The following is a 22,752-nucleotide window of genomic DNA, read 5'->3' as shown; positions in this document are numbered from 1 at the left end:
GTGATGCCGCTCCCCAGAAATCTTCCTAGGGAGGGGAACACCAACGCGGCCGAATGGTGTTAGATGTGATGGCGTTGTATTAGCTGATCCCGTAGTGAAAACCGGCATGAGATTGTCTGAGCCACCCCGGGTGCTTGCTGTACGACCAACCGGGATTCGCGAGGTGCGGGTCCCATAGATTCACATCCTGAGGGAGAGCTTTTATGGCTCAGGGAACCGTCAAGTGGTTCAACGCCGAGAAGGGCTTCGGCTTCATCGCCCCGGACGGCGGTGCGCCGGACGTGTTCGTGCACTTCTCCGAGATCGTCGGCAACGGCTACCGCAGCCTTGAAGACGGGGCGCGGGTCGAGTTCGAGATCACGCAGGGCCAGAAGGGGCCGCAGGCCTCCCAGGTCCGTGCCATCTGACCTGATAGCTACGAGGTGAGAGCGGGGACCATCCGGTCCCCGCTCTTTCTCGTCTCCTGGGGCATGTCGGGCGTTACGGCACGCACGGCAGCGCCCACCCCGGTCACCGCTGACCGCCTGTCCAGGGAGACGCTCCTCCAGCTGCGCCGGCCAGGGCAGGGGACGCGGCGCGTTCAGCGGTACACCAGCCCCGACAGCCGCCACGCCAGCCTCTTCCTGAAGACCGGCAGCACGGCCAGCGTCCTCAGCAGAACGTTCCGCAGCGGGCGCCACCGCCTGTTGACGGTCGCCAGCCCGGTGAGCTGTCCCGCGAACTTCACCACCTGCTCGGCCACGGGCCGCCGCTTGGCCGCGTAGCCGTCCAGCGGGTCCGCCGAGCCGGTCCGCAGCGCCTCGCCCAGGGCCTCCCCGAGCGCCGTCGCGTCCTGCAGGCCCGCGTTCATGCCCTGCCCGCCGGCCGGGCTGTGCACGTGGGCGGCGTCGCCCGCGAGCACCACCCGCCCCGAGCGGTACGCGTCGGCCACCCTGTGGTGCACCCTGAAGCGCGAGCCCCAGACGATCTCCTGGACCACGGCCCTCTCCTTGACGGGCCCGCGCGTGTCGAGCAGCCGCTGCACGAAGGCCACGTCGGGCTTCTCCGGCGCCTGGTCCACGGTCGCCACGATCCTGAACGCGCCTCCCGGCAGCGGGGCGACCACCACCAGGCCCTCGGGGGAGAAGAACAGCTCGACCTCGTCGTCGGGGACGCCGCCGCTGAGCCGTACGTCGGCCAGGGAGAACGACTCGGCGTACGTCCCGCCGCTGAACCCGATGCCCACCTGCTCGCGCACCGTGCTGTGCATGCCGTCCGCGCCGACCAGGAACCTGGCGCGCACGCTGCCGCCGTCGTCGAAGGTGGCCGTCGCGCCCTCGCCGTCCTGCGTCACGCCCACCAGCCGGTACGGCCTGACGACCCGCCCCCCGAGCTCCTCGAACCTGGCCAGCAGGATCTTCTCGGTGTCGGCCTGGGAGATCATCAGCGTGTAGGGGTAGGCGGTCGGCAGCGACCTGAAGTCGACGGGCACGAGCACCCTGTCCCTGTCCCTGATCGTGAAGCGGGGCGAGTGGATGCCCCGCGCGGTCATGGCCTCCGTGACGCCCAGCGGCTCCAGCACCTCGAGGGTGCGGGCGTGGACGACGGCCGCCCGGGAGGTGTTGTCGCCTTCGGCCTGGTCGTCCGCGACGGTGACGTCGAACCCCTGCTGGGCGAGGGACACGGCGACGGCGAGCCCGGTGGGACCCGCGCCGACGACCAGGACGTCCGTGGTGCTGCTCATCTCGCACTCCTTCAGGTCAACGCTTGTTGGCATCACTATGACCCCGCTCGGGTAGCGATGTCAACACTTGTTGGCCTACAGTTGTTGACATGAGGAGAACGTCCGAGGACACCAAGGCGGCGATCCTGGCCGCCGCCCGCGAACGCTTCGCGGCCGACGGCTACGAGAAGGCGACGATCAGGGCCATCGCCGCGGACGTCGGCATCGACCCGGCCATGGTGATGCGGTACTTCGGCAACAAGGAGAAGCTCTTCGCCGCCGCCGCCCACTTCGACCTGCACTTCCCCGACCTGCCCACGATGGCGCGCGAGGAGGTGGGGTCCACGATGGTCAGGCACTTCCTGGCGCTGTGGGAGAGCGACGAGGCGCTTCAGGTGCTGCTGCGCACCGGCGTCACCAACGAGGCGGCCGCCGAGCGCATGCGGGGGATCTTCGCCGGCCAGCTCGGCCCCGTGGCCGCCCGCCTGTGCCCCGACCCGTCCACCGCGCCCGTCCGTGCGGGCCTGGCGGCCTCCCAGATCCTCGGCATGGCGCTGACCCGCTACATCCTGCGCCTGCCTCCCGTGGTCGCGATGACCCACGACGAGATCGTCGCCTGGCTCGGCCCGACCATCCAGCGTTACCTGATCGATTGACGATCCGGCGAACCGCGACGGGCCGATCGCCTTCTAACCGGTCATGAAGTACGCCTGGTCGTGCCACCCCGTGACCGTCGTCGCGGTGATCGTGCTGCTGGTCAACGACCACCTGCTCAAGCAGGCCTGGCCCGGGTTCCTCACAGGCAAGTTGAGCGACGTCGCGGGCCTGTTGGTGGCGCCGCCCCTGCTGGCCCTCGTGCTGCGCCGCAGGGCCGACCTCGTGGCGCTCCTCCTCACCGGGGGCGTCTTCGCGGTCGTCAAATGCACCGAAACGGGCGCGGAGGTGGCGTCCCAGGCCTGGACCCTCGTGGCCGGCCCTTCGCGCGTCCTGGCGGATCCTACGGACCTCCTGGCCCTCCCCGCCCTGGCTCTCGCCTGGTGGGTCCGCCGGCACGCCGACACCGTCCCCACACGGTCGAGGATCGTCTTCGCGATCCCGCTCGCCACCCTCGCCGTCACCGCCACTTCGATCGCGCCGCCCATTCCCGCCGTCGAGGACGTCCGTGTCGAAGGGAAGGGGATCGTCGCGATCGTGCACGGGAGCGCGGCCGACAACGTCTCCTTCGACGGCGGCCGCACCTGGAGCGCCCGGCGCGACGAATCGAAGGGTCCCGGCCGGTCGGCCGCCTCCCGGCGCGAGATACTTGGCCAGTCGACCGCCTGTGTGCCCGGTCGGGCACAACGGTGCTACCGGATCGTCAAGGGCCTGATGAAGGTCGAACAGTCCGACGACGGCGGCGTGTCATGGCAGCCGTCGTGGGAGGTGTCCGGCGGGAGGGTGGCGCTCCTGGAGCGGGCCCTGGCCCCCGAGCCCTTCGATCTGCTCGGGCGCGCGTCCTACGACCCCGTCATCTCCATAGCATCCGTCGTGCTCGCGGTTCAGGACCTGCCGGGTGGCCAACACGTCGTGGTGGTCGCCAACGGCCTCGACGGTGTGGCGGTCAGGGACCCCGCAGGCACCTGGCGGAGGCTGGGATTCACGGCGGCGGGGAGTCTCTCTGAGGCTGACGCCACGCCGCTTGACCGGTTCGGCTCGCACGTGGGGGAGGAGACGGCGGTCGCGGTGCTGGCCGGGCTCGGTGCTTTCGCGCTGGCGCTGGGCGTCGGCACTCCCCGCCGAGCGGTTGCCGTCACGGTCGCCTGCGTGCTCGCCGCGTGTGGATGCGCCACGCTGCTCCCGCTCGGAGCGGGCGTGGGAACGTGGGCGTTGCTCATGGGGCTGCTCGGCATGATGGCGCTCGCCGTCACGCTGATCGTCCTGTTGGCGATCACAGGTGCGGTGGGGCTGACCGTTCGGCGACTCACCGTGGCGTTCGGGACGGGGGTGTTCACGGCGCTCGGCGTCGCCCTGCCGTTTCACGGGTGGAGCGCGGGATGGCCCGACCGGTACGGGACCGCCGTGGGGCTGGCCGTGCTGTTCGGGCTCGCGGCCGCGACCGCCGGATGCGTCGCGGCCCTGCGCGTGAAGGGCGCGGGGCCGCGGACGACCACGGCTACTTGACGGGCTCCAGCACGTCGAGACCCACGTAAGGACGCAGCGCCTTCGGCACCACGACCGAGCCGTCGGCCTGCTGGTGGGTCTCCAGGATGGCGACGATCCACCGGGTCGTGGCGAGCGTGCCGTTGAGGGTGGCGAGGAACTGCGGCTTGCCGTCCTTGTCGCGGAACCTGGACCCCAGCCTGCGCGCCTGGAACTCGGTGCAGTTGGACGTCGAGGTCAGCTCGCGGTACCGGCCCTGGGTCGGGATCCAGGCCTCGCAGTCGAACTTGCGCGCCGCCGACATGCCCAGGTCGCCGGCCGCGGTGTCGATGATGCGGTAGGGCACCTCGATCTTGGCCATCATCTCCTTCTCCCACGCGAGCAGCCGCTGGTGCTCGGCGTCGGCCTCCTCGGGCCTGCAGTAGGAGAACATCTCGACCTTGTCGAACTGGTGGACGCGGATGATGCCACGGGTGTCCTTGCCGTAGGAGCCGGCCTCGCGGCGGAAGCAGGACGACCAGCCCGCGTAGCGGAGCGGCAGCTCCGAGCCGTCGAGGATCTCGTCGCCGTGGTAGCCCGCCAGCGACACCTCGGACGTGCCGACCAGGTAGAGGTCGTCCTCGGGCAGGCGGTAGATCTCCTTGTCGTGGGCGACATGGAAACCGGTGCCCGCCATGGTCTCGGGCTTGACCAGCACCGGCGTGATCATCGGGACAAAGCCCGCCTCGATCGCCTGCTGCATGGCCATGTTGAGCAGCCCGAGCTGCAGCCGGGCGCCGACGCCGCGCAGGAAGAAGAAGCGCGAGCCCGAGACCTTCGCGCCGCGCTCCATGTCGATGGCGCCGAGCAGTTCGCCCAGCTCCAGGTGGTCGCGCGGCTCGAAGTCGAACTCCCGCGGCTCGCCGACGGTCTCCAGCACGACGTAGTCGTCCTCGCCGCCGTGGGGTGCCTCGGTGGAGACGATGTTGGGGATGGTCCCGAGCAGCTCCTGCAGCTCAGCGCCGAGCTTCTCGGCCTCGGCCTCGGCCGACTTGACCTGCGCGGCGAGATCCTTGGCCCGCTGGAGCAGCGCCTGCTTCTCCTCGCCGGAGGCCTTGGAGACCGACTTGCCCATGGACTTCTGCTCGGCGCGCAGAGACTCGAACGAGGTCAGCGCGGCGCGGCGGCGCTCATCCAGGTCGAGCAGCGTGTCGACGACGGCGTCGTCCTCACCGCGGGCACGCTGCGAAGCCCGTAGCCGGTCGGGGTCCTCACGAAGGGTACGCAGGTCAATCACAGACCAAGGCTACCGACCCACCGTGTCCGCCCGCGCCTGCTTTCTGATCGGGTACGGCGAGCACGCTCCGCCCCGGCGGCATCACCGCCGGTCGTGGCCGCCGCTCCCGCGGGTGCAGGCGCTCAGACCTGGCCGGACCTGATCCTGGTCAGCCAGGCGCCGGCCTCGGCGAAGTCGGCGTCCGCCGTACCCCGCTTGATCTGGGGAGCCACGCCGTCGGCCCGCGGATAGCTGCCGAGGAAACGGACCTCGCCGCAGATCCTGTGCAGCCCCGAGAGCGCCTCGCCGACGCGCGCGTCGGACACGTGCCCCTCGAAGTCGAAGTGGAAGAAGTAGCGCCCGATGCCCTCGCCGGTCGGTCGCGACTCGATGCGGCTCAGGTTGACGCCGCGCACGGAGAACTCGGTCAGCATCTCCAGCAGCGCGCCGGGGTGGTCGTCGGCGAGGAAGACCACGAGCGTGGTGCGGTCGGATCCGGTCGCCTCGGGCAGCGGCCCGGGGCGGGACACCCGCACGAAGCGGGTGACCGTGTCGGACCTGTCGCCGATGTTGGCGGCGATCTCGACCAGGCCGTAGTGCTCGCCCGCGATGCGGGCCGCGATCGCCGCGTCGTACGGCGAGCCCGGCAGCGACACCTCCTGCGCGGCGGCGGCCGTGGAGGGCGCGGCGACGACGACCGCGTCGGGCAGTTCGCGGGCGATGAACCCCCTGCACTGCGTGATCGCGGCGGGGTGGGTGTAGACGCGTTTGATGTGCCTGAGCTCGGTGTCGGGCCTGGCCAGCAGCGAGAACTGCACGGGCAGGAGCAGTTCGGCCGAGATGAGCAGCGGTTCGCCCCAGGCGAACTCGTCGAGCGTCGTGGTGATCGCGCCCTCGAGCGAATTCTCCAGGGGAACGACCGCTCCGTCGGCCTCGCCCGCGCGGCACGCGTTGAGCGCCGCGCTGACGGTCGCGCAGGGCAGGCGCTCGGCGCCGGGCTCCATGAGCCGCAGGGCCTCTTCGGTGAAGGTGCCCTCGGGCCCGAGATAGGCGAGTCGAGGAGACATGACTACAGAGTAGTCAACGCCTCGCCATCTGTGGTTCGAACTCGGGGCCGAGACCGAGCCTGGCCGCCCGCACGGCTTCCTCCTCCTCGGGCGACAGCGGCTGGGCGCCCTTGCCGCCGACCACGGGACGCACGTAGGTACGGGTCTCGGAGCGCCCGTTGATGGAGGTGAGCACGATGCCGTCGCCCAGCCCGTTGATCATCGCGATGGAGAACGAGAGGCGGCCCGTCATCTCCTGGAGCGCGTCGTAACGGTAGACCGCCACGTCGCGGATGGCCTTGAGATCCCCTTTGCTCTCGCTGGCCTGCCTGGTGATCATCTGCTGGCAGTCGTCGACGGCGGCGCGCGCCTGCCTGAGCGCGAGATAGCCGATGACGACGCCGCTGACCCCGGCGAGGACGCCCACGACGATCCAGAGAGTAATCAGCACATCACCAAGAGTGTCACAAGATCTGGCGTCGTTTGGGCAACCAGACGCCCAACAGCCAGACCAGGGCGATCGCGCCGAGTCCGAACCCGTTCTGCACGATCTTTCCGATGACGGGGCTGACGACCGGGATGTCCGCCGCCTTGATCGCCACCCCCCACCAGGGGATCGGCACCACGTAGAAGAGCCACACGCCGGTCGCCACGCGCAGCCGTACGACGTCGTGGCCGTTGCCCACCAGCGCGCCCAGGACGACGACCACCCACGCCAGGTGGTGGATCCACGCCACGGGCGACAGCAGCACGGCCATCAGCCCGACCAGCGCGACGGAGGTCATGAGGTCGCCCCTGTCGAGCGCCTCGCGGGCGAAGCGGAAGCCGTACCACCCGACGACGGCCACGAGCGCGAGCCACAGCGCCGTCGTCACGCCCTCGCCCAGGTAGAGCCTGATCAGCATGCCGCGCATCGACTGGTTGGTGGTGGCGGCGTTGGCGCCGAGGCGCTCGGGGTCGAGCAGCGCCCTGAACCAGAAGTCGGCCGAGTCGCGCGGGATGACCGCGAACGGCATGAGCGTGAACAGCGCCGTGCTGAACGTCGCCATCCAGAACGTCTTCCACTGCCTCGTGACGAGCAGGTAGATCAGGAAGACGCCGGGGGTGAGCTTCACCGCCGTGGCAAGCCCGATCAGAAGCCCGCGAGGCCACCACGGCCGCTTCGCCGCGCAGTCGGCCAGACACAGTGCCACGAGCAGGATGTCGACCTGCCCGAAGCGCACCTGGTCGCGGATCGGCATCAGGTAGGCGCACGCCACCATCAGGAACGCGAACACCAGCGGGTTCCTGATGACCTGCCGGAACGCGAAGCCCACCGTCACGGCCAGCGCGGCGAAGACGCCGGCCGTCCACACCCACTGCGCGGTCTCCCACGACATCCACGCCAGCGGTACGGCCAGCAGCGCCGCGACCGGCGGATAGGTGAACGGCAGCAGCTGCGGCGCGGGGGTGATGAAGTCGTAGACGGCCCGCCCCTCCAGCACCATCCGCCCGCCCGTGCGGTAGACGTCGAGGTCCACCAGGCGCTGGTCGTCGGCGTTGGTCAGCCACGTCTCGACCAGCGGCCACACCGCCAGCGCGACGAGGACCGCGGCCAGCGGCCACAGCCACCACCGTCGCCCGAACGAGGGCACCGCACCACCTGTCACGATGTGGCACGTTACCGTGGCTCCAACCGATCGAGAGCGTCGACTGTGCCGACCACCGGGGGTCCCGCCATGCCGCACCGTACCCTGGCACGCCTGTGCCTGGGCCTGCTCGCCGTGCTCGCCACCGTCATGGGGGCGAGCTCTTCGCTCGCGGCCGACGCCCCCGAGCGGGGCCGGGTGGCGATCATCGGGGTGCCGGGGCTGCAATGGAACGACCCGCTGGACCCCAAGATCACCCCGGCGCTGTGGCGGCTGGTCGGCGAGGGCGCGTCCGCCTCGCTGTCCACCCGGGTGGTGCCGCCGCCGAACAGGGGCACCTCGTGCCCCATGGCCGGGTGGCTGACGGTCTCGGCAGGCCAGCGGGCCGGCGCCCCCGGCTGCGAGCCGCCCCGCCCTCCCGTCGGCGGGGTCGTTCCCGACTGGGCCGCGCTGACCGGCTTCCAGGGGACGACCGGCTACAACGCGGCTCTGGGCACGCTCGGCCAGGCCGTCGCCGACGCGGGCGGCACGGTGGCGGCCGTCGGCCCCGGCGCTGCGCTGGGCGCGGCCGACAAGGCGGGACGCGTGCCGCACTACGCGGACACCCCCGAGGCGCTGGCCGATCCGGCCTCCTTCGACCTGCTCGTGATGGAGGCGGACGCGCTCGCCGAGAGCTGGAGCGCCGAGCGGCGCGACGCCGACGGCATCCCCGCGGATCTCGACACGATGGATCGTGTCACGGCCGTCTTCGAAGCCGACCACCAGATCGGCGCCTTCGTCGACAGGCTCCCTGCCGATACCACGATCCTCGTCGCCGGCCTGTCCGACACCTCGGGAGCGGCCCAGCTCCACGTCGCCGTCGCCAAGGGAGGCCCGTTCCGCCACGGGCTGCTGACCGCCGCCTCCACCCGCCAGGACGCGCTGGTCACGATCACCGACCTGACCGCCACCGCGCTGCGCCTGCTCGGGATCGAGCGCCCCGACGGAGTGGTCGGGCGGACATGGGAGAACGACGGCGCCGCGCCGGCCTCCGTCGAGGAGACCGTCGCCGTGCTCGCCGACCAGAACCTCGCCAGCAAGGTGCTCCGCGAGGTGCGAGGGCCGTTCTTCGCCGTCTTCGTGGCGGTGCAGGTGCTCTTCTACGCCCTCGCCGCGATCGTCCTGCGCCGCCGCAGGTCGTCGTCGTCCGGGACCGAGCTCGACGCCGCGTCCTCGCGGGTGCTCGTCGCCGTCCAGGTGGTCGCCGTGCTCAGCGGGGCCGTCGCCGTGTCCACCTTCCTCGCCCAGCTCGTGCCGTGGTGGAGCGTGGCCGGACCCATGATCGCGCTGATCGTCACCATCCTCGCCTTCGCCGGGCTCATCACGGGGCTCGCCTTCGCGGGTCCATGGCGTTCGCACGTGCTCGGGCCGCTCACCGTCGTCGCGGGCATCACCTCGCTGACACTCGTCATCGACGTGATGACCGGCTCGAAGCTGCAGGTCAACGCCGTCACCGGCTACGAGCCCGTCACCGGGGGCCGCTTCTACGGCTTCAGCAACATCGCCTTCGCTGTGTGCGCGACCGGCACGATCCTGGCGCTCGCGGGCGTCGCCCAATGGCTGCTCGGCCGTCTCGGCAGGACCCTGGTGGTACTGCTGTGCGCCGCCTACGGCGGCTTCGCCGTGTTCGCGGACGGCTGGCCGGGATGGGGCGCCGACTTCGGCGGGGTTCCCGCGTTCATGATCGGGCTCGCGGTCTTCCTCATCCTGCTGTCGGGCCGCAAGGTGTCGCTGCTGAAGCTGCTCCTGGTCGGCCTCGTGGGCGCCGCCCTCATCGGGGCCATCGCCTTCGCCGACTGGCTGCGGCCCGCCGACCAGCGCACCCACCTCGGCACGTTCGTCCAGCAGATCATCGACGGGCAGGCGATGACCGTGGTGTGGCGGAAGTTCAGCTCGATGATCGGCATCACCGTGGGCAACTGGCAGCTGACCCTGCTGTCGCTCGTGGCGCTGGCGTTCCTGTTCCTCGTGCTGGACCGGCCCTCGCGGTGGGGCGCCTCGGCCCTCGGCCGCGCCTACGGGTTCGCGCCGACCCTGCGCGCCGGACTGTTCGGTGCGCTGACCTGCGCCTTCGTCGGATTCCTCGTCAACGACTCCGGCATCGCGATCCCCGCCATGGCGCTGACGGTCGCCGTGCCGCTCACTCTGGCCGCCTGCGTGCGCGCGCTCCAGCTCGCCACGCCCACCACCCAAGACCCGCCGTCAACGCCAGCAGCGTCCACGGCGCCACCTGCGACCTGACGACGGTCGTCAGCCAGGCCAGATCGGGCGACTGGCCCTCGACCCTGGCCGGCAGGTAGGCCAGCGACAGCAGCGTCAGATGGGCGACAAGGAACGGCTCCACTCCCGTGGCCGCCAGCATGGCCACCAACGCGAACGCCAGCCCGTCGTACCAGGGCAGGATGTACGGCGTGGCGAACACGTAGGCCACGACCAGCACCGCCGCCACCCTGACCGCGTCGGCGGGCGGCCGCTGGAGCCTGAACAGCGCCCACGCCAGCAGCGCCATCACGACGAACGCGCCGACTTGGATCTCGCCCCTGTAGGCGCTGCCGGTGCCGACGACGGCCTGCAGCAAGCCCTGGACGAGCCTCCAGAACGAGGCCAGCGAGATCGCCTTGCCCGCCCTGCTCACCTGGTCGAAGGCGTGGCCGCCGGCCCACAGATAGCCCGCGCCCGCCACGGCCAGCGCCGACCCCGCCACCAGCGCGAGCCGCTTGGGTCGGCGGCGCAACTCCCACGCGGGGCCCAGCGCGACGAGGCCCGCGTTGAGCTTCACCGCGACCCCGAGCCCCAGCATCACCCCCGCTCCTGCCGTGCCGTTCAGCACCAGCGCGGCCACCATGAACACGATCGCCAGCGTGTCCACGTGCAGCCCGGCGACGAGCTGGTACAGCAGCAGCGGGTTGGCCGTCCACAGCAGAGCCGCCCGCCAGCGCAGGGCCGGGTCGTCACGGGTGAAACGGTCGAGCAGCAGCCCTGTCGCGATGAACGCGGCGGAGTTGACCAGCGCGAGCACGAAGATCGTCAGCCGGACGGAGTCTCCGCCGACCCAGCTCGCCAGCGCCTGCACCGCGGTGGCGACGGGGCCGTAGACGCTGGGCTCCTCCCGCCAGGGCCGCTCCACGGCCGCCGCGACCGGATCGCCAGGGAGGTCGACCGCGCCGTGGACGTAGGGGTCGAGGCCCAGCGTGACCATGCGCCCGTAGGCGGCGTAGTTGAGATGGTCGGCCGAGCCCGACGGTGGAAGGAAGGCGAGCACCACGGCGGCGGCACAGCCCGCCATGACCAGCCCGCGCACGAACCGCACGGGCGGGATCCAGCGGCCGCCGAGCGCCGCGAGCAGCCCGAGCCCCCCGGCGACGATGGCGAGCGCCCCGAACGCGACGACGAGGTGGGGCTCGGGGTGAAGGTCCAGCGAGTACGGCGGCTGCCATCCGGGACCCGCCAGCCCGGGAACCATCGCCGAGGGGCCGAGCAGCCCGATCGTGGCCGTCAGCAGGACGGACACGGCGATGAGCGCGGAGGCGCCGAACACGGCCGGCGTGGGCCTGGGCTCGGTTCCCGCCTGCGATGTCACCCGGAAATTCCAGCACATCATCAGCAGCACTCACGCCCCGACGTACAGAACCTTCGAGGAACTGGTCGCCTCCAGCCGCCGAGCCGGGGACCTTCCCGCCTGGGGTCGACAACCCCGGCCCTCGGGAGACCCCGGCCACCCTCGTCCCGCCGTCCTCCATCGCCCCAGGAGTTCCCGACGACGCCTCTGGGCGGGCGCGGCGGGGTCAGACCTGTGGGCCGTGGTCCGGCGGGGAAGGGCTCAGAGGCGGATCTTCGCCAGGTTGTCCCTGATCACCGGCTCGCGGGCGGCGAGCGCCAGCGCCACATCCCGAAGTTGCCTGGCCCTGTGCACCTGCGCACGCCAGTCGGTCCCGGTCGCGCGATGGGCCATGTCGACCTCGACCTCCGCCACCCTGAACCCCTTGCGCACCAGGTCGATGGTCAGCGCCGTCTCCACGCCGAACCCGTGCGCCAGCGGGCGGGCCGCCTCGAAGGCGTCCCTGGTCAGGCAGCGCTGCCCGTTGAGCGGCTGGGCGGCGGTGAAACCGGAGGCCCGTTTGATCCCGTCACGCGCCAGGCGGACCACGATGCCGTGGCCGCCCAGCTTGACCCGGGTGGCGAAGACCGCGATGGTCATGTCCGCCGCCCCCGCGCGTACGGGCTCGACCAGGGCGGAGGCGGCTCGGGCGGTGTCGCCGAGGTCCGCGTCCAGGAACAGCAGGTGCCTGGGCTTCGGCCCGTCGAGCAGCCGCACCGCCTCGGCACCGCTCTCCATGGCGCCGGCCTTGCCGCGGTTGCGGCTGTGCCGTACGACCCTGGCGCCCGCCGCGCGCGCGACCCGGCCCGTCTGGTCGGTCGAGCCGTCGTCGACGACCACGACGAGGTCGACGCCCGGCAGGTCCATGGCCGCGGCCACGGTCGCGCCGATGCGTTCGGCCTCGTCCCTGGCGGGGATGACGACCGCTGTGTCCGTCACGATCCCTCGGAGATCAACAGCTCCTCAGGCACTTCCTCGTGCACGGTGAAGACCGAGTCGAGGCCCGTGACCTGCAGAATCTTCCGTACGGCAGGCCGAGGCGCGGCGACCTCGAACTGCCCGCCTCGCTCCCTCATCCGCTTGAGCGCCGAGAGCAGCACGTTCATCCCTGTGGAATCGCAGAAATCCACCAGGGACATGTCAATGACCACACGGGTGGGCCCTTCCTGCAGTAGCCGGGTGAACTCCGACTGCAGGCGGGGCGCCGTGTACAGGTCGATTTCACCGGCGATCGCCACGAGGGCGTGGCCGGCATGTGATCGAGTCGAGACCTTGAGCTCCACATGGGCAGGCTAGCGGCGCTGAGGCTCTGGGTCACGTTCTCACGCCGATAGGGGGCGGTCGGGTTTTTGTCCCCCGTTTGGGCCTCATGAAAACGCAGAGTACGCGAAGCTTGACACTACGAAACCGGTGCGCGCCCGGCCCGTCGGGGGAGGAAGTAGATGAACGATGATCACCTAGAGGACCCGCACCGCCGTCGGCTACGCGAGCGCCTCGAGGTCCTGATGTTGCGCGCCGAGAAGTCCGCCTCGTGGCGTGAGGAGACCAGACGCCTGCGCAGCCTGGTCAATCTGGATGGGTTCGTTCCTGTCCGCACCCGACTGTCATCCGAGGACCTCGACTTCCTCGCCGACGCCCGCGACGACCTGCTGATGTTCGCCCAGCTCGGGCTGCGGCTGCTCGACCTGCACCAGCCGCGCGACGCGGGCGGCATCACCAGCGACGCCGCCCATCCGATCCTGCGGTGCAGAAGCTGCATGTGGCGCTGGCCGTGCCCGACGTACCGCGCGTTCACCGACTCCTTCGAAGAGTCCAGCGACCTGTCCGAGTCGGCCTGACGGGCTTCCCCCGCCCGCTCCGCCGTGGCAGCAGAACGAGCATGCTGTGAGACTGCGCTACGTGCCCGGATTCCCCTCGCCGGCCCGCAAGGTCCGCGACCGCAGCCTCCCGATCGGTCATCGGCTGTCCGCGCTGCACGAGTGCGCGCGCCGCTTCTCCCCCTACGGCTTCCGCGCCACGTGGCATCACCTGACGGTCAGCGCCCGGATCCCGAAACGGCTGGAGCACGATCCCGAGTCCCTCGAACGAGCGCTGGACGAGCTGGAGGCCGCCCGCCGGTTGTGGCTGCTCCACATGGAGACGGTCGCGCTGCGCAGGCGGGAGTCGAAGTCCCGCGGGCACCGGATCCCCCGCGGGGCCGACGAGGCGTATCCACCCGGATGGTCGGGTCTGCTCCACTGCCCCGATCTGGACGTGTACCCACGCGACGGCCTGGTCGCGGTGATCGCGAGGCTCGTCGCCGCATACGCGGTGGGGGCGACCGATCGGCGGGCCTGCCTGGCCTGCGAGACGCCCCGGCCGGCGACGGAGGTGTGTCCGCGCTGTGGTGTCGCGCCGCGTGGATACGCCCGTTCGCCCAGCCCGGAGGAGCGCGAGCGGATGGACGACCGATGGCGTCAGGTCTGGGGACGGACATGGGCGACGCCGTACGGTTTCACGCGGCGCGAGCGTCAGGCGTTGCCGAACGTCATCGCCCTGGCCTCCGAGTAGCGCTCGCGCAGCCCCGGGGTGGGGTCGGCGTCGTGGATCGCGGGCGAGCCCGTCGACCAGGCAGGGGGTTCCGCGCCGCCCGACAGCAGCCATGCCGCCTGTCTCGCCGCTCCGTCGGCGACGTACTCGCCGGGAGGCGGGACGATCACGGGACGGCCGAAGACGGTGGGGGCGATGCGCCTGACCGCCTCGGACCGCGCGCCGCCGCCGATCAGCAGGACCCGCTGGGGGGACAGTCCGAGCGCGTCGAGGGCGTCGGCGAGGCCGCAGAGCATGCCCTCGACCGCCGCGCGAGCCAGATGGGCGGGCGTGGACGTGGTCAGGCGCAGGCCGTGGACGGCGCCCGTGGCCCTGGGGAGGTTGGGTGTGCGCTCACCCTCCAGGTACGGCACCAGCGTCAGCCCGTCTGCTCCCGGAGGCGCCTGCAGGGCCAGCGAGCCCAGCTCGTCCAGCGAGACGCCGAGCATCGCGGCCGCCGCGTCGAGGACCCTGGCCGCGTTGAGCGTGCACACCAGCGGCAGGAAGCGGCCCGTGGCGTCGGCGAAACCCGCCACCGCGCCCCCGGCGTCACGGCTGGGCGTGTCGGCGACCGCGAACGCGGTGCCGGACGTGCCGATGGACACGACGACGTCGCCGGGCAGCGCGCCCACGCCCAGGGCGGCGGCCATGTTGTCGCCCGTGCCCGCGGCGAGCAGGATCCCCTCAGGGATGTCCGCCACGCGGGCCGCTTCCGAAGAGACGCCGCCGGACCCCGCGGAGGCCCCGGTGATACCGCCGGACTCGGTGGAGGCGCCCGGGGTGGGCGGTGTGGAGGGCTCGAGGCGGCCGGTCGTCCCGGGGGAGTCGAGGGGGCCGAGCACGCGGGGGAGAAGGGGGACGGTGCCGAAGGCGGCCTTGAGCAGGTCCTCGCGGTAGGCGCCGGTGATGGGCGACCAGTAGCCGGTGCCCGAGGCGTCGCCCCTGTCCGTGGTCAGGCTCTCCAGCCCGCAGGAGCCCATGAGCCGCCAGGTGAGCCAGTCGTGCGGCAGGCACACGGCCGCGGTGCGGGCGGCGTGGTCGGGCTCGTGGGTGGCCAGCCACCGCAGCTTGGCGATCGTGAACGAGGCCACGGGCACGCTGCCCACGGCGTCGGCCCACGCCTCCGCGCCCAACGAGGCCACCAGGTCGGCCGCGGAGGCGGCGGAGCGGGTGTCGTTCCACAGCAACGCGTCGCGCACGACCCGGCCCGACTCGTCGAGGCAGACCATGCCGTGCTGCTGGCCGGCCACGCTGATGGCGGCCACGTCGTCGAGGCCGCCCGCCCGCGTGATGGCCGTCTGGAGCGCCGTCCACCAGTGCGCGGGGTCCACCGAGGTGCCGTCTGGGTGGGAGGCGCGGCCCTGCCGTACGAGATCGCCGGTGGCGGTGTCCCTGATGACGATCTTGCAGCTCTGGGTGGAGGAGTCGACTCCCGCGACGAGCGTCACCCCCGCACGCCCAGCAGGTGCTCGATCGCGAGCTGGTTGAGGCGGCTGAAATGGTAGCCGCGCGAGGCGTCGGGAGCCTCCTCGCTCAGCAGGTCGTCGTAGGTCTCGCCGGGCGCGAGCGTGGGGACGGCCAGCTCGGACACCCTGCTGGCGGCCATCGCCTCCCGCACCTCGGGGTCGGCTCTGAACGCCGCGGCCTTCTCCTTCAGGATCAGGTAGGTGCGCATGTTGGCGGCCGCGGACACCCACACGTCAGCGGCGTCCTCGGTGCGCGGCGGCTTGTAGTCGAAGTGGCGCGGGCCGTCGTAGCCGCCGTGCTCCAGCAGGTCGACCAGGAAGAACGCGCTCTTCACGTCGCCGTGGCCGAAGACCAGGTCCTGGTCGTAGCGCGGCCCGTGCTGGCCGTTGAGGTCGATGTGGAAGAGCTTGCCGTGCCACAGCGCCTGCGCGATGCCGTGGACGAAGTTGAGGCCCGCCATCTGCTCGTGGCCGACCTCGGGGTTGAGCCCGACCATCTCGGGGTGTTCGAGGGAGTTGATGAACGCCAGCGCGTGGCCGATCGTCGGCAGCAGGATGTCGCCGCGCGGCTCGTTGGGCTTGGGCTCGATCGCGAACCGGATGTCGTAGCCCTTGTCGATCACGTAGGAGGCCAGGACGTCCATGGCCTCCTTGTAGCGGGCCAGCGCGGACCTGATGTCCTTGGCCGCGTCGGACTCGGCGCCCTCGCGGCCTCCCCAGCACACGTAGGTCGTCGCGCCCAGCTCGGCGGCCAGGTCGAGGTTGCGGATGACCTTGCGGATGGCGTGGCGGCGCACGTCGCGGTCGTTGCTGGTGAAGGCGCCGTCCTTGAACACCGGGTGGGTGAACAGGTTGGTGGTCGCCATCGGCACCTTCAGCCCTGTCTCGGCCAGTGCCTTCCTGAACGCGGCCACCGCCCTGTCCCTGTCGGGTTCGGTGGCCAGCAGGTCGTCGTCGTGGAAGGTGACGCCATAGGCGCCGAGCTCGGCCAGCCTGTGCACGCTCTCCACCGGGTCGAGCGGTGCCCTGGTGGCGTCGCCGAACGGGTCGCGCGCCTGCCAGCCGACCGTCCACAGGCCGAAGGTGAAGCGGTCTTCAGGGGTGGGCTCGTACATGGCGGCTCCCAATTAGTTTGGACTACCGCCTAATCCTGAGACGAATGTCCCGGGAGGTCAAGGCGTCACAGCCCCGACGGGTCGCGGCCCACGCTGATCTCCTCGGCGATCCTGCGGATCTCGGGGCCCGAGATGCCGGGCGCCTGAGGGAGGTGGCTGCTCAACGCGGCCATGACCACGTGCACGGGCTGCCCCGCGAACCTGGCCGCGATCAGGTGGACCGCCTGGAAGAGTTGCTTGTCGTCGTGCATGGCTCGCCCTTCTCGAGAATTCCCCCGGGGTACGGTACGGCGTGCCGCCGACAGTTTCGCGCTACGACTCCAGGGTTTTCCGCACCGCCGCGCAGATGTCGTCGAGCTGGGCGACCTGCTCGGGCGTGAGGGCGTCGAACAGGCTGCGCCGTACCTCCTCGACGTGGCCGGGCGCGGCGGCGGCGAGGGCGGCGAACCCGGCGTCGGTGAGCTGGGCGACGTTGCCACGCCGGTCGGCCGCGCACGGGTCGCGGCGTACCCAGCCGCGCTCCTCCAGCCGGGCGACCGCGTGGGACAGGCGGCTCTGGGAGGACTGCGCCCTGCGGGCCAGCTCGTGCATGCGCATCGAGCGGCCGGGCGCCTCGGAGAGGGCCACGAGGATCATGTAATAGGTGTGCGGCATGCCCGCCTCGCGCTGGAGCTGCCGGTCGAGCGCCTCCTGGACGAGCTGGGTCACCGCCATGTAGTTGCGCCAGGTGCGTTGCTCGTCGTCGTCCAGCCATCGGGTCATGCTCTACAGTTTACTTGAACTCTCATCTATATTGGGTGTCATGCCAGTACAACGCCTGAACCATGCCGTTCTCTACGTGCGCGACGTGGAGCGCAGCGTCGCCTTCTACCGCGAGGCCCTCGGCTTCGACGTGGTCATGAGCATGCCGGGGGCGGCCTTCCTGCAGGCGGGTGGCTCCAGCAACGACCACGACCTCGGGCTGTTCCAGATCGGCGCGCAGGCGGGCCCCTCCTCCGCGGGCCGCTCGACCGTCGGCCTCTACCACCTGGCGTGGGAGGTCGACACGCTGGAGGAGCTCCAGCGCATCGCGGTCAAGCTGAGCGAGCTCGGCTCGCTGGCGGGCGCGTCCGACCACTCCACGACCAAGGCCCTGTACGCCAAGGACCCCGACGGGCTGGAGTTCGAGGTCTCGTGGCTGCTGCCCGCCGAGCTCATCACCGAGGAGGTGCTCGCCGGCCGCTCGGCCATCAAGCCGCTGGACCTGGCCGCCGAGATCGAGCGCTACGGTGCTCGGACGCGCGGGGGCGTGGGCGTGTCCTTCGCGTAACCTGGTGGTATCCGAACAGTCTGTTTGGAGCACGACCATGCGAAGCGACCCTGATCACGTACTCGATGCCATCGACGGCGTGGTGGAGGACTGGGAGAGCCTGAGCGCGGACTCGATGCGCTGGGCTCCTCCGGAGGAGAAGACGGACAGCACGCCCGAGCTCCTGCGGGAGATGTCGGACACCTTCGGCCCCATCGCCGCCACGTTCATGCAGGTTCTCCGGCCGCTGGGGGAGGCGGTGCTGCGGCCCTTGGCCGACTTCTTCGACAACGCCGGCTTCATCGGCGAGCAGACCGAGGGGATCTGGGACGTCGAGGAGCAGGAGACCGCCTGCCAGTGCCTGTGCTTCAGGCACCCCGAGCAGCCCGACGTCTGCACGGGCACGGTCACCTCAGGCACCCAGGTCTGCGGCCCCTGCCGCGAGGCCCTCTGAGGCGTGGCGCCGGGCCGGCCGCGTGGCCTGGGGTCCTCAGGGGGCGGGCTCGGGGTCGGGTCGGGGGTTCCTCAGGGGTGACGCCGGATGGCGCGTCGCCCGCGCCGCGCCATTGTCGACATATGGCCCCTCTGAAGAGGTTGTATCCGCTCCTCGCCTGTTCCCTGATCCTGTTCTCGGTCGTCGCGATCGTGGTCGGTCAGTTCGACCCCGACCCCTACCTCGACCCGATGAACGTGACGATCAGCGAGTACGCCGTGGCCGACCGCGGGGGCGTCACGGAGATGGCGATGGCGGCGATGGGCCTGGGTTCGTTCGCGCTACTTGCCGGACTGCGGGTCGCGGGGGCGCCCGTCAGGGGCATGCCCGAACGGCTCATGATGGTGTGGAGCGGGGCTCTGATCGTCGCGGCGATCATCCCCACCACGCCGATCGGCATGGACATGACGCTGACCGCGCAGATCCACCGCTACGTGTCGGTGGCCGCGTTCGTCAGCCTGCCGGCCGCGGCGGCGCTGCTGGTGCCGCGGCTGGCCGCGGACGAACGGTGGAAGACCGTGGCCAGGCCGGTGGAGTGGCTGGCGCTGGCGGGCGGCCTGGGTGTGCTGGCGATCACCTATGTGGCGCTGCCGGGTGACAGGGTCATGATCGGCCTGGTCGAGCGGGGTCTGCTGGCGGCCGAGGTGGCGCTGCTCGCGCTGCTGGCGGCGCGGTTGGTCCGTCTCCAGTGGGTCCGGATGAGGGCAACCTCACTAGCCCCGATTTCCTGACATGTCACAACTTTCTCACGAATGAGCGAAGATTTTCGCCTAGCTCGGTGCTATTCTCTCCCGCGATCTCTATACGGGAGCGGGTGTCATGGCATCGAGCAGATCCATACGATTCAAGATCGCTACCCTGCTCGTCGTCCCCCTGGTGTCCCTCGTCGCGCTGTGGGGGTTCGCGGCCAGCACCACCGTCGGTGAGGCGTTCAACCTGCTGAAGGTCGACACCATCTGGACCGGCGTGATCAACGGCGCGGACGGCGTGGTATACAACCTCCAGCGGGAACGGCTGGCCACCGCGGAGCGGCTGGCGCGCTTCGGGTCGGGCGCGAGCGCGCTCGCCACGGCGCGCACCGAGACCGACAAGGCGCGCAGGAAGCTCGCCGCGAGCGCGAACGCCGACGACACCCAGGCTGTCCTCTCCCCTGACATGAAAGCCCAGCTCAGGGTGGTCTTCGCGCAGATCGACCGGCTGGACGACATCAGAAGGCTGGCCGACGAGGGCCTGATGGCCCCCTCGCGGCTCGTGACGGACTACGCCGCGATCTCCGACGCCATCTACCGCCTCTACGGCACGTTCGCGCTCAGCACCGACATCAGCCTCTACCAGCAGGCCAACGGCCTGATCGCGGCCGAGCAGGCACGCGAGCTGCTGCACCGCCAGCACACGCTGGTCGTCGCCACGGGCGGCAACCTCACCGCGCCCGACCGCGAGCTCATGGCCAAGCTGGAGGGCGCGCGCACGCTGCAGTTCGACAAGGCGCGGATCGAGCTGGACAGCGAGCTGCGCAGGCCCTTCGACACGCTGGCCGGCTCGCCCCAGTACCTCGTCATGCAGGGCTCGCTCACCTCGATGCTGTCAGGCGTCAGGCACGACGTCTCCGACTGGCGCGCGTCGGCCGACCCCGTGCTGAAGAACTACACGCAGGGCACGTGGGACGCAGGAGACGTGCTGCTGGGCAGGATGGAGCCCGCGGGCATGGCCATCCTGGTGCGCGCGATCGTCGCGGGCGCGCTCGGCCTGATCGCGGTCGGCTTCTCGATCTTCATCTCCATCAGGGTCGGCCGCGTCGTCACCACCGAGCTGGCCACGCTCCGCCGTACGGCGCTGGACGTGGCCGAGATCAGGCTGCCGCGCGTGGTCGCGCGGCTGCGCGGCGGTGAGACCGTCGACGTGGCGGCCGAGGCGCCGCCGATCGTCGTCGCTCCGTCGGCCACCAGCGAGATCAAGGACCTGGTCACGGCGTTCGACAGCGTGCAGAGCACGGCGGTGGAGGCCGCGGTCGAGCAGGCCAGGATGCGCGAGGGCATCGCCCTGGCTCTGCGCAACCTCGCCCGCCGCAGCCAGGGGCTGCTCCAGCGCCAGCTCAAGCTGCTGGACGGCATGCAGCGCGAGGCCGAGGACCCGGAGGCCCTGGAGAGCCTGTTCAGGCTCGACCACCTCACCACCCGCATGCGCCGCCACGCCGAGGGCCTGGTGCTGCTGTCAGGCGGTACGGCGGGCCGCAAGTGGCGCGGCACCATCCCCGTCGAGGACGTCCTGAACGGCGCGGCCGCCCAGGTCGAGGACTACACCAGGGTCCGCGTCTACCCGATGCCCGAGTGCGGCGTCTCGGGCGGCGCCGTGGCCGACCTCATGCACCTGTTCGCCGAGCTCATCGAGAACGCCACCGTCTTCTCCTCGCCGGAGAACGAGGTGTCCGTCCGGGGCGAGATGGTCGCCAGAGGCTACGCGATCGAGATCGAGGACCGGGGGCTGGGCCTGTCCGTCCAGGAACGGCAGGCGATCAACGCGCGCCTCGCGGGTCCGCAGGAGTTCGACGCCTCCCAGACCGAGCGGCTCGGCTTCGCGGTCGTCGGCATGCTGGCCGCCAGACACGGCGTGAGCGTGACACTGAAGCAGTCGCCGTACGGCGGGACGACGGCGATCGTGCTCATCCCCAACGCGCTCACCGAGGCGCTGGCGTCCATCGAAGGGCCCTCGATCCAGGACAGGGTCCGCCCGATCAAGAAGGAGGGCGCGGCCGACCTGCCACGCAGGACCCGGACCTCCCGCAGGGTCGACGTCAGGGTCGAACGGATCGACGTGCCGGAGCCCGAGTCCGCGGTCAGGGGGCCGTTCGAGGACGCCAGGCCCCGTGGGCCCTTCGAGGCCGTCAAGGTGCGGCCGCTGGCCGCTCCAGTGCTCGCCGAGCCCGCCGAGGAGGCACCCACGTCGCTCCCCCGCAGGGTGCGGCAGGCCAACCTGCCTCCCCGCCTGGCACAACCCAGCCCCCCACCCCAAGAACAGCCCGCCGACGAGCGCTCCCCCGAAGAGACCAGGGCGTTGCTGTCGTCCCTGCAGTCCGGGTGGCAGCGCGGCCGTCAGGACAGCGAACAGGATGGGACATGAGCGAGCGGAGCGAGGGAACCGACGATCGCGGCACGGGGGCCGAGATGGAGTGGGTGGACGAGGAAGCCGGGCCTGTCGTCAGGCCCTACGCGATGACCAGGGGGCGCACGAGGCCGTCGTCGTCATCGTTCGACCTGCTCTCCGTGATCACCTCGACGGGGGTGCCCGTGCCCTCCGAAGCCCACCTGGGCTCGCAGCACCGGCGGCTGCTCGAGTACGTGGTGCTGGGCCGTACGGGACCTGTGGTGGAGGTCGCGTCCGAGACGGGGTTGCCGGTGGGCGTGGTGCGGGTGCTGCTGGGCGACCTGCTCGATCACGGGCTGATCCTGGTGCGGCCGCCGGTGCCGGCGGCCGCCTCTCCCACCGAGAGTCTGCTGCGTGAAGTGATCAACGGGCTCCGGGCCCTGTGAGAGTCCTGAGCGAGTGCTCGACGAGCGAGATCATGACCTCCTTGGCGGAGGCGCGCCTGCGCACGTCGCACAGCAGCACGGGCACGTCGTCGTCCAGGTCGAGGGCGATCCGCACATCTTCGACGCTGTGGGTGGCCGCGCCGTCGAAGCAGTTGACGGCGACCACGAACGGTGTGCCGCGCTGCTCGAAGTAGTCGATGGAGGGGAAACAGTCCGTCAGGCGCCGGGTGTCGGCGATCACGACCGCGCCGAGCGCGCCGTAGGACAGCTCGTCCCACATGAACCAGAAGCGTTCCTGTCCGGGGGTGCCGAACAGGTAGACGACCAGGCCCTCGCGGATGGTGATCCGGCCGAAGTCCATGGCGACCGTGGTGGTGGTCTTGCCTTCGACGCCGTCGAGGTCGTCGACACCGACGCCGATGTCGGACAGCACCTCTTCCGTGCGCAGCGGCTTGATCTCGCTGATGGCGCCGACCAGGGTGGTCTTCCCCACGCCGAATCCGCCGGCGATGAGGATCTTCAGCGCTACGGGATCCTCAGAGAGCCCGGAGTCCATTGATCACTTCCTTGAGAATGCGCTCACTCGGACGTGGCCCTGCCGAGGAGGCCACCGAGATGAGGCCGTTGTCGCGCAGGTCGCCCAGTAACACCCGGACGACCCCGACCGGCAGGTCGAGCTCGACGGCCACGTCGGCCACCGAGATGGGGGTGCGGGCCACGCGCAGGATCGCGTCCTGCTCGGGCCCGAGCCCCGCGGCGGACCCCTCTGCTGCGGGATCCGTCGCGGTCACCGTCGCGATCAGGTCGAGGTTCTCCCCTGACGAGCGGGTTCTACCCCGGATCAGAGCATACGGCCGGACGAACGGTCCGGCTTCCTCGTCCATCCAC

25 protein-coding genes are annotated in these 22,752 nt (G+C 71.0%); 11 read left to right on the top strand and 14 right to left on the bottom strand.

All coding sequences use genetic code 11. The features are described from left to right. Positions 1-203: 203 nt before the first annotated feature. Positions 204-407, top strand: coding sequence for a cold-shock protein (locus tag AC3EO4_RS20560; RefSeq protein WP_183652851.1), 204 nt, complete (start codon positions 204-206; stop codon positions 405-407). A 173-nt stretch (positions 408-580) separates the two neighbouring features. Here AC3EO4_RS20560 and AC3EO4_RS20555 read toward each other — a convergent pair whose 3' ends face one another. Continuing rightward, positions 581-1,723 (bottom strand): FAD-dependent oxidoreductase, encoded by a 1,143-nt coding sequence (locus AC3EO4_RS20555; protein ID WP_431897138.1) that lies wholly within the window; start codon positions 1,721-1,723, stop codon positions 581-583. A gap of 89 nt (positions 1,724-1,812) precedes the next feature. Here AC3EO4_RS20555 and AC3EO4_RS20550 point away from each other — a divergent pair, with 89 nt between their 5' ends. Both AC3EO4_RS20550 and AC3EO4_RS20545 read left to right on the top strand, forming a co-directional pair. After that, on the top strand, positions 1,813-2,358 hold the full coding sequence (locus AC3EO4_RS20550; protein ID WP_379574908.1) for a TetR/AcrR family transcriptional regulator: 546 nt from the start codon (positions 1,813-1,815) through the stop codon (positions 2,356-2,358). A 43-nt stretch (positions 2,359-2,401) separates the two neighbouring features. Then, positions 2,402-3,862 (top strand): hypothetical protein, encoded by a 1,461-nt coding sequence (locus tag AC3EO4_RS20545; RefSeq protein ID WP_431897136.1) that lies wholly within the window; start codon positions 2,402-2,404, stop codon positions 3,860-3,862. Here the strand turns inward: AC3EO4_RS20545 and serS are convergent. The 4 genes from serS to AC3EO4_RS20525 all read right to left on the bottom strand — a co-directional run bounded on the left by serS (position 3,855) and on the right by AC3EO4_RS20525 (position 7,791). Beyond that, the gene (serS, locus tag AC3EO4_RS20540) at positions 3,855-5,117 is read right to left on the bottom strand and encodes a serine--tRNA ligase (protein WP_379574906.1); all 1,263 of its coding nucleotides are present in this window, start codon (positions 5,115-5,117) and stop codon (positions 3,855-3,857) included. The genes AC3EO4_RS20545 and serS overlap by 8 nt on opposite strands. Before the next feature lie 122 nt (positions 5,118-5,239). After that, complete coding sequence (gene pheA / locus AC3EO4_RS20535) at positions 5,240-6,163, bottom strand: prephenate dehydratase (protein WP_431897134.1); 924 nt, start codon at positions 6,161-6,163, stop codon at positions 5,240-5,242. A gap of 13 nt (positions 6,164-6,176) precedes the next feature. Then, a complete protein-coding gene (locus AC3EO4_RS20530) occupies positions 6,177-6,593 on the bottom strand; it encodes a DUF4446 family protein (protein ID WP_379574904.1) in 417 nt (138 codons plus the stop codon). Between the two features lie 13 nt (positions 6,594-6,606). Next, positions 6,607-7,791 carry a glycosyltransferase 87 family protein gene (locus AC3EO4_RS20525; protein WP_431897133.1) on the bottom strand — a complete coding sequence of 395 codons (1,185 nt, stop codon included), beginning with the start codon at positions 7,789-7,791 and terminating at the stop codon, positions 6,607-6,609. 69 nt (positions 7,792-7,860) lie between these two features. Here AC3EO4_RS20525 and AC3EO4_RS20520 point away from each other — a divergent pair, with 69 nt between their 5' ends. Beyond that, entirely contained in the window at positions 7,861-10,050 is a 2,190-nt protein-coding gene (locus AC3EO4_RS20520) for an alkaline phosphatase family protein (RefSeq protein ID WP_431897131.1), read from the top strand. Here the strand turns inward: AC3EO4_RS20520 and mptB are convergent. The 3 genes from mptB to AC3EO4_RS20505 form a co-directional block, all read right to left on the bottom strand. Then, positions 9,950-11,389, bottom strand: coding sequence for a polyprenol phosphomannose-dependent alpha 1,6 mannosyltransferase MptB (gene mptB / locus AC3EO4_RS20515; RefSeq protein ID WP_431897129.1), 1,440 nt, complete (start codon positions 11,387-11,389; stop codon positions 9,950-9,952). The genes AC3EO4_RS20520 and mptB overlap by 101 nt on opposite strands. 240 nt (positions 11,390-11,629) lie before the next feature. Next, complete coding sequence (locus AC3EO4_RS20510) at positions 11,630-12,349, bottom strand: glycosyltransferase family 2 protein (protein ID WP_431897345.1); 720 nt, start codon at positions 12,347-12,349, stop codon at positions 11,630-11,632. Then, on the bottom strand, positions 12,343-12,690 hold the full coding sequence (locus AC3EO4_RS20505) for an STAS domain-containing protein (protein ID WP_379574900.1): 348 nt from the start codon (positions 12,688-12,690) through the stop codon (positions 12,343-12,345). The genes AC3EO4_RS20510 and AC3EO4_RS20505 overlap by 7 nt, the downstream gene beginning before the upstream one ends. A gap of 159 nt (positions 12,691-12,849) precedes the next feature. On the opposite strand from AC3EO4_RS20505, the gene AC3EO4_RS20500 reads away from it, so the two are divergent. Both AC3EO4_RS20500 and AC3EO4_RS20495 read left to right on the top strand, forming a co-directional pair. Next, entirely contained in the window at positions 12,850-13,245 is a 396-nt protein-coding gene (locus AC3EO4_RS20500) for a hypothetical protein (RefSeq protein WP_379574899.1), read from the top strand. 46 nt (positions 13,246-13,291) lie between these two features. Beyond that, complete coding sequence (locus AC3EO4_RS20495) at positions 13,292-13,957, top strand: hypothetical protein (protein ID WP_379574898.1); 666 nt, start codon at positions 13,292-13,294, stop codon at positions 13,955-13,957. On the opposite strand, the gene AC3EO4_RS20490 is transcribed toward AC3EO4_RS20495, so the two are convergent. The 4 genes from AC3EO4_RS20490 to AC3EO4_RS20475 all read right to left on the bottom strand — a co-directional run bounded on the left by AC3EO4_RS20490 (position 13,918) and on the right by AC3EO4_RS20475 (position 17,318). After that, positions 13,918-15,423 carry a xylulokinase gene (locus AC3EO4_RS20490; RefSeq protein ID WP_431897127.1) on the bottom strand — a complete coding sequence of 502 codons (1,506 nt, stop codon included), beginning with the start codon at positions 15,421-15,423 and terminating at the stop codon, positions 13,918-13,920. The two genes, AC3EO4_RS20495 and AC3EO4_RS20490, sit on opposite strands and share 40 nt — an antisense overlap. Beyond that, a complete protein-coding gene (gene xylA / locus AC3EO4_RS20485; protein ID WP_379574896.1) occupies positions 15,420-16,556 on the bottom strand; it encodes a xylose isomerase in 1,137 nt (378 codons plus the stop codon). The genes AC3EO4_RS20490 and xylA overlap by 4 nt, the downstream gene beginning before the upstream one ends. Before the next feature lie 65 nt (positions 16,557-16,621). Then, positions 16,622-16,807, bottom strand: coding sequence for a hypothetical protein (locus tag AC3EO4_RS20480; RefSeq protein WP_379574895.1), 186 nt, complete (start codon positions 16,805-16,807; stop codon positions 16,622-16,624). Positions 16,808-16,868: 61 nt separating this feature from the next. After that, complete coding sequence (locus AC3EO4_RS20475) at positions 16,869-17,318, bottom strand: MarR family winged helix-turn-helix transcriptional regulator (RefSeq protein ID WP_431897125.1); 450 nt, start codon at positions 17,316-17,318, stop codon at positions 16,869-16,871. 40 nt (positions 17,319-17,358) lie between these two features. Between AC3EO4_RS20475 and AC3EO4_RS20470 the strand changes: the two genes are divergently transcribed. The 5 genes from AC3EO4_RS20470 (at position 17,359) to AC3EO4_RS20450 (ending at position 21,864) form a co-directional block, all read left to right on the top strand. Beyond that, positions 17,359-17,865 (top strand): VOC family protein, encoded by a 507-nt coding sequence (locus AC3EO4_RS20470; protein WP_379574893.1) that lies wholly within the window; start codon positions 17,359-17,361, stop codon positions 17,863-17,865. A 37-nt stretch (positions 17,866-17,902) separates the two neighbouring features. After that, the gene (locus AC3EO4_RS20465) at positions 17,903-18,298 is read left to right on the top strand and encodes a hypothetical protein (protein ID WP_431897124.1); all 396 of its coding nucleotides are present in this window, start codon (positions 17,903-17,905) and stop codon (positions 18,296-18,298) included. A gap of 122 nt (positions 18,299-18,420) precedes the next feature. Then, positions 18,421-19,068 carry a DUF998 domain-containing protein gene (locus tag AC3EO4_RS20460; protein ID WP_431897122.1) on the top strand — a complete coding sequence of 216 codons (648 nt, stop codon included), beginning with the start codon at positions 18,421-18,423 and terminating at the stop codon, positions 19,066-19,068. An 88-nt stretch (positions 19,069-19,156) separates the two neighbouring features. Then, positions 19,157-21,454: a sensor histidine kinase gene (locus AC3EO4_RS20455; RefSeq protein WP_431897120.1), complete on the top strand. Its 2,298-nt coding sequence runs from the start codon at positions 19,157-19,159 to the stop codon at positions 21,452-21,454. Next, on the top strand, positions 21,451-21,864 hold the full coding sequence (locus AC3EO4_RS20450; protein WP_379574889.1) for a DUF742 domain-containing protein: 414 nt from the start codon (positions 21,451-21,453) through the stop codon (positions 21,862-21,864). The genes AC3EO4_RS20455 and AC3EO4_RS20450 overlap by 4 nt, the downstream gene beginning before the upstream one ends. On the opposite strand, the gene AC3EO4_RS20445 is transcribed toward AC3EO4_RS20450, so the two are convergent. Further along, positions 21,842-22,420 carry a GTP-binding protein gene (locus AC3EO4_RS20445; protein WP_379574887.1) on the bottom strand — a complete coding sequence of 193 codons (579 nt, stop codon included), beginning with the start codon at positions 22,418-22,420 and terminating at the stop codon, positions 21,842-21,844. The two genes, AC3EO4_RS20450 and AC3EO4_RS20445, sit on opposite strands and share 23 nt — an antisense overlap. Next, complete coding sequence (locus tag AC3EO4_RS20440; RefSeq protein ID WP_379574886.1) at positions 22,401-22,748, bottom strand: DUF742 domain-containing protein; 348 nt, start codon at positions 22,746-22,748, stop codon at positions 22,401-22,403. Before AC3EO4_RS20440 ends, AC3EO4_RS20445 begins: the two co-directional genes overlap by 20 nt. Positions 22,749-22,752 lie beyond the last annotated feature (4 nt).

The sequence above is a fragment of the Nonomuraea sp. bgisy101 genome, from assembly GCF_057708945.1.
The sequence above is the reverse complement of the archived record's forward strand: the minus strand, read 5'-3'. Positions and strand labels throughout refer to the sequence as shown.

Excerpts from the sequence above, each read along its gene's own strand:
- AC3EO4_RS20560 (WP_183652851.1), top strand. The coding sequence starts at position 204 with ATGGCTCAGGGAACCGTCAAGTGGTTCAACGCCGAGAAGGGCTTCGGC.
- AC3EO4_RS20555 (WP_431897138.1), bottom strand. The coding sequence starts at position 1,723 with ATGAGCAGCACCACGGACGTCCTGGTCGTCGGCGCGGGTCCCACCGGG.
- AC3EO4_RS20550 (WP_379574908.1), top strand. The coding sequence starts at position 1,813 with ATGAGGAGAACGTCCGAGGACACCAAGGCGGCGATCCTGGCCGCCGCC.
- AC3EO4_RS20545 (WP_431897136.1), top strand. The coding sequence starts at position 2,402 with ATGAAGTACGCCTGGTCGTGCCACCCCGTGACCGTCGTCGCGGTGATC.
- pheA (WP_431897134.1), bottom strand. The coding sequence starts at position 6,163 with ATGTCTCCTCGACTCGCCTATCTCGGGCCCGAGGGCACCTTCACCGAA.
- AC3EO4_RS20520 (WP_431897131.1), top strand. The coding sequence starts at position 7,861 with ATGCCGCACCGTACCCTGGCACGCCTGTGCCTGGGCCTGCTCGCCGTG.
- AC3EO4_RS20500 (WP_379574899.1), top strand. The coding sequence starts at position 12,850 with ATGAACGATGATCACCTAGAGGACCCGCACCGCCGTCGGCTACGCGAG.
- xylA (WP_379574896.1), bottom strand. The coding sequence starts at position 16,556 with ATGTACGAGCCCACCCCTGAAGACCGCTTCACCTTCGGCCTGTGGACG.
- AC3EO4_RS20480 (WP_379574895.1), bottom strand. The coding sequence starts at position 16,807 with ATGCACGACGACAAGCAACTCTTCCAGGCGGTCCACCTGATCGCGGCC.
- AC3EO4_RS20475 (WP_431897125.1), bottom strand. The coding sequence starts at position 17,318 with ATGACCCGATGGCTGGACGACGACGAGCAACGCACCTGGCGCAACTAC.
- AC3EO4_RS20470 (WP_379574893.1), top strand. The coding sequence starts at position 17,359 with ATGCCAGTACAACGCCTGAACCATGCCGTTCTCTACGTGCGCGACGTG.
- AC3EO4_RS20465 (WP_431897124.1), top strand. The coding sequence starts at position 17,903 with ATGCGAAGCGACCCTGATCACGTACTCGATGCCATCGACGGCGTGGTG.
- AC3EO4_RS20460 (WP_431897122.1), top strand. The coding sequence starts at position 18,421 with ATGGCCCCTCTGAAGAGGTTGTATCCGCTCCTCGCCTGTTCCCTGATC.
- AC3EO4_RS20455 (WP_431897120.1), top strand. The coding sequence starts at position 19,157 with ATGGCATCGAGCAGATCCATACGATTCAAGATCGCTACCCTGCTCGTC.
- AC3EO4_RS20450 (WP_379574889.1), top strand. The coding sequence starts at position 21,451 with ATGAGCGAGCGGAGCGAGGGAACCGACGATCGCGGCACGGGGGCCGAG.
- AC3EO4_RS20445 (WP_379574887.1), bottom strand. The coding sequence starts at position 22,420 with ATGGACTCCGGGCTCTCTGAGGATCCCGTAGCGCTGAAGATCCTCATC.
- AC3EO4_RS20440 (WP_379574886.1), bottom strand. The coding sequence starts at position 22,748 with ATGGACGAGGAAGCCGGACCGTTCGTCCGGCCGTATGCTCTGATCCGG.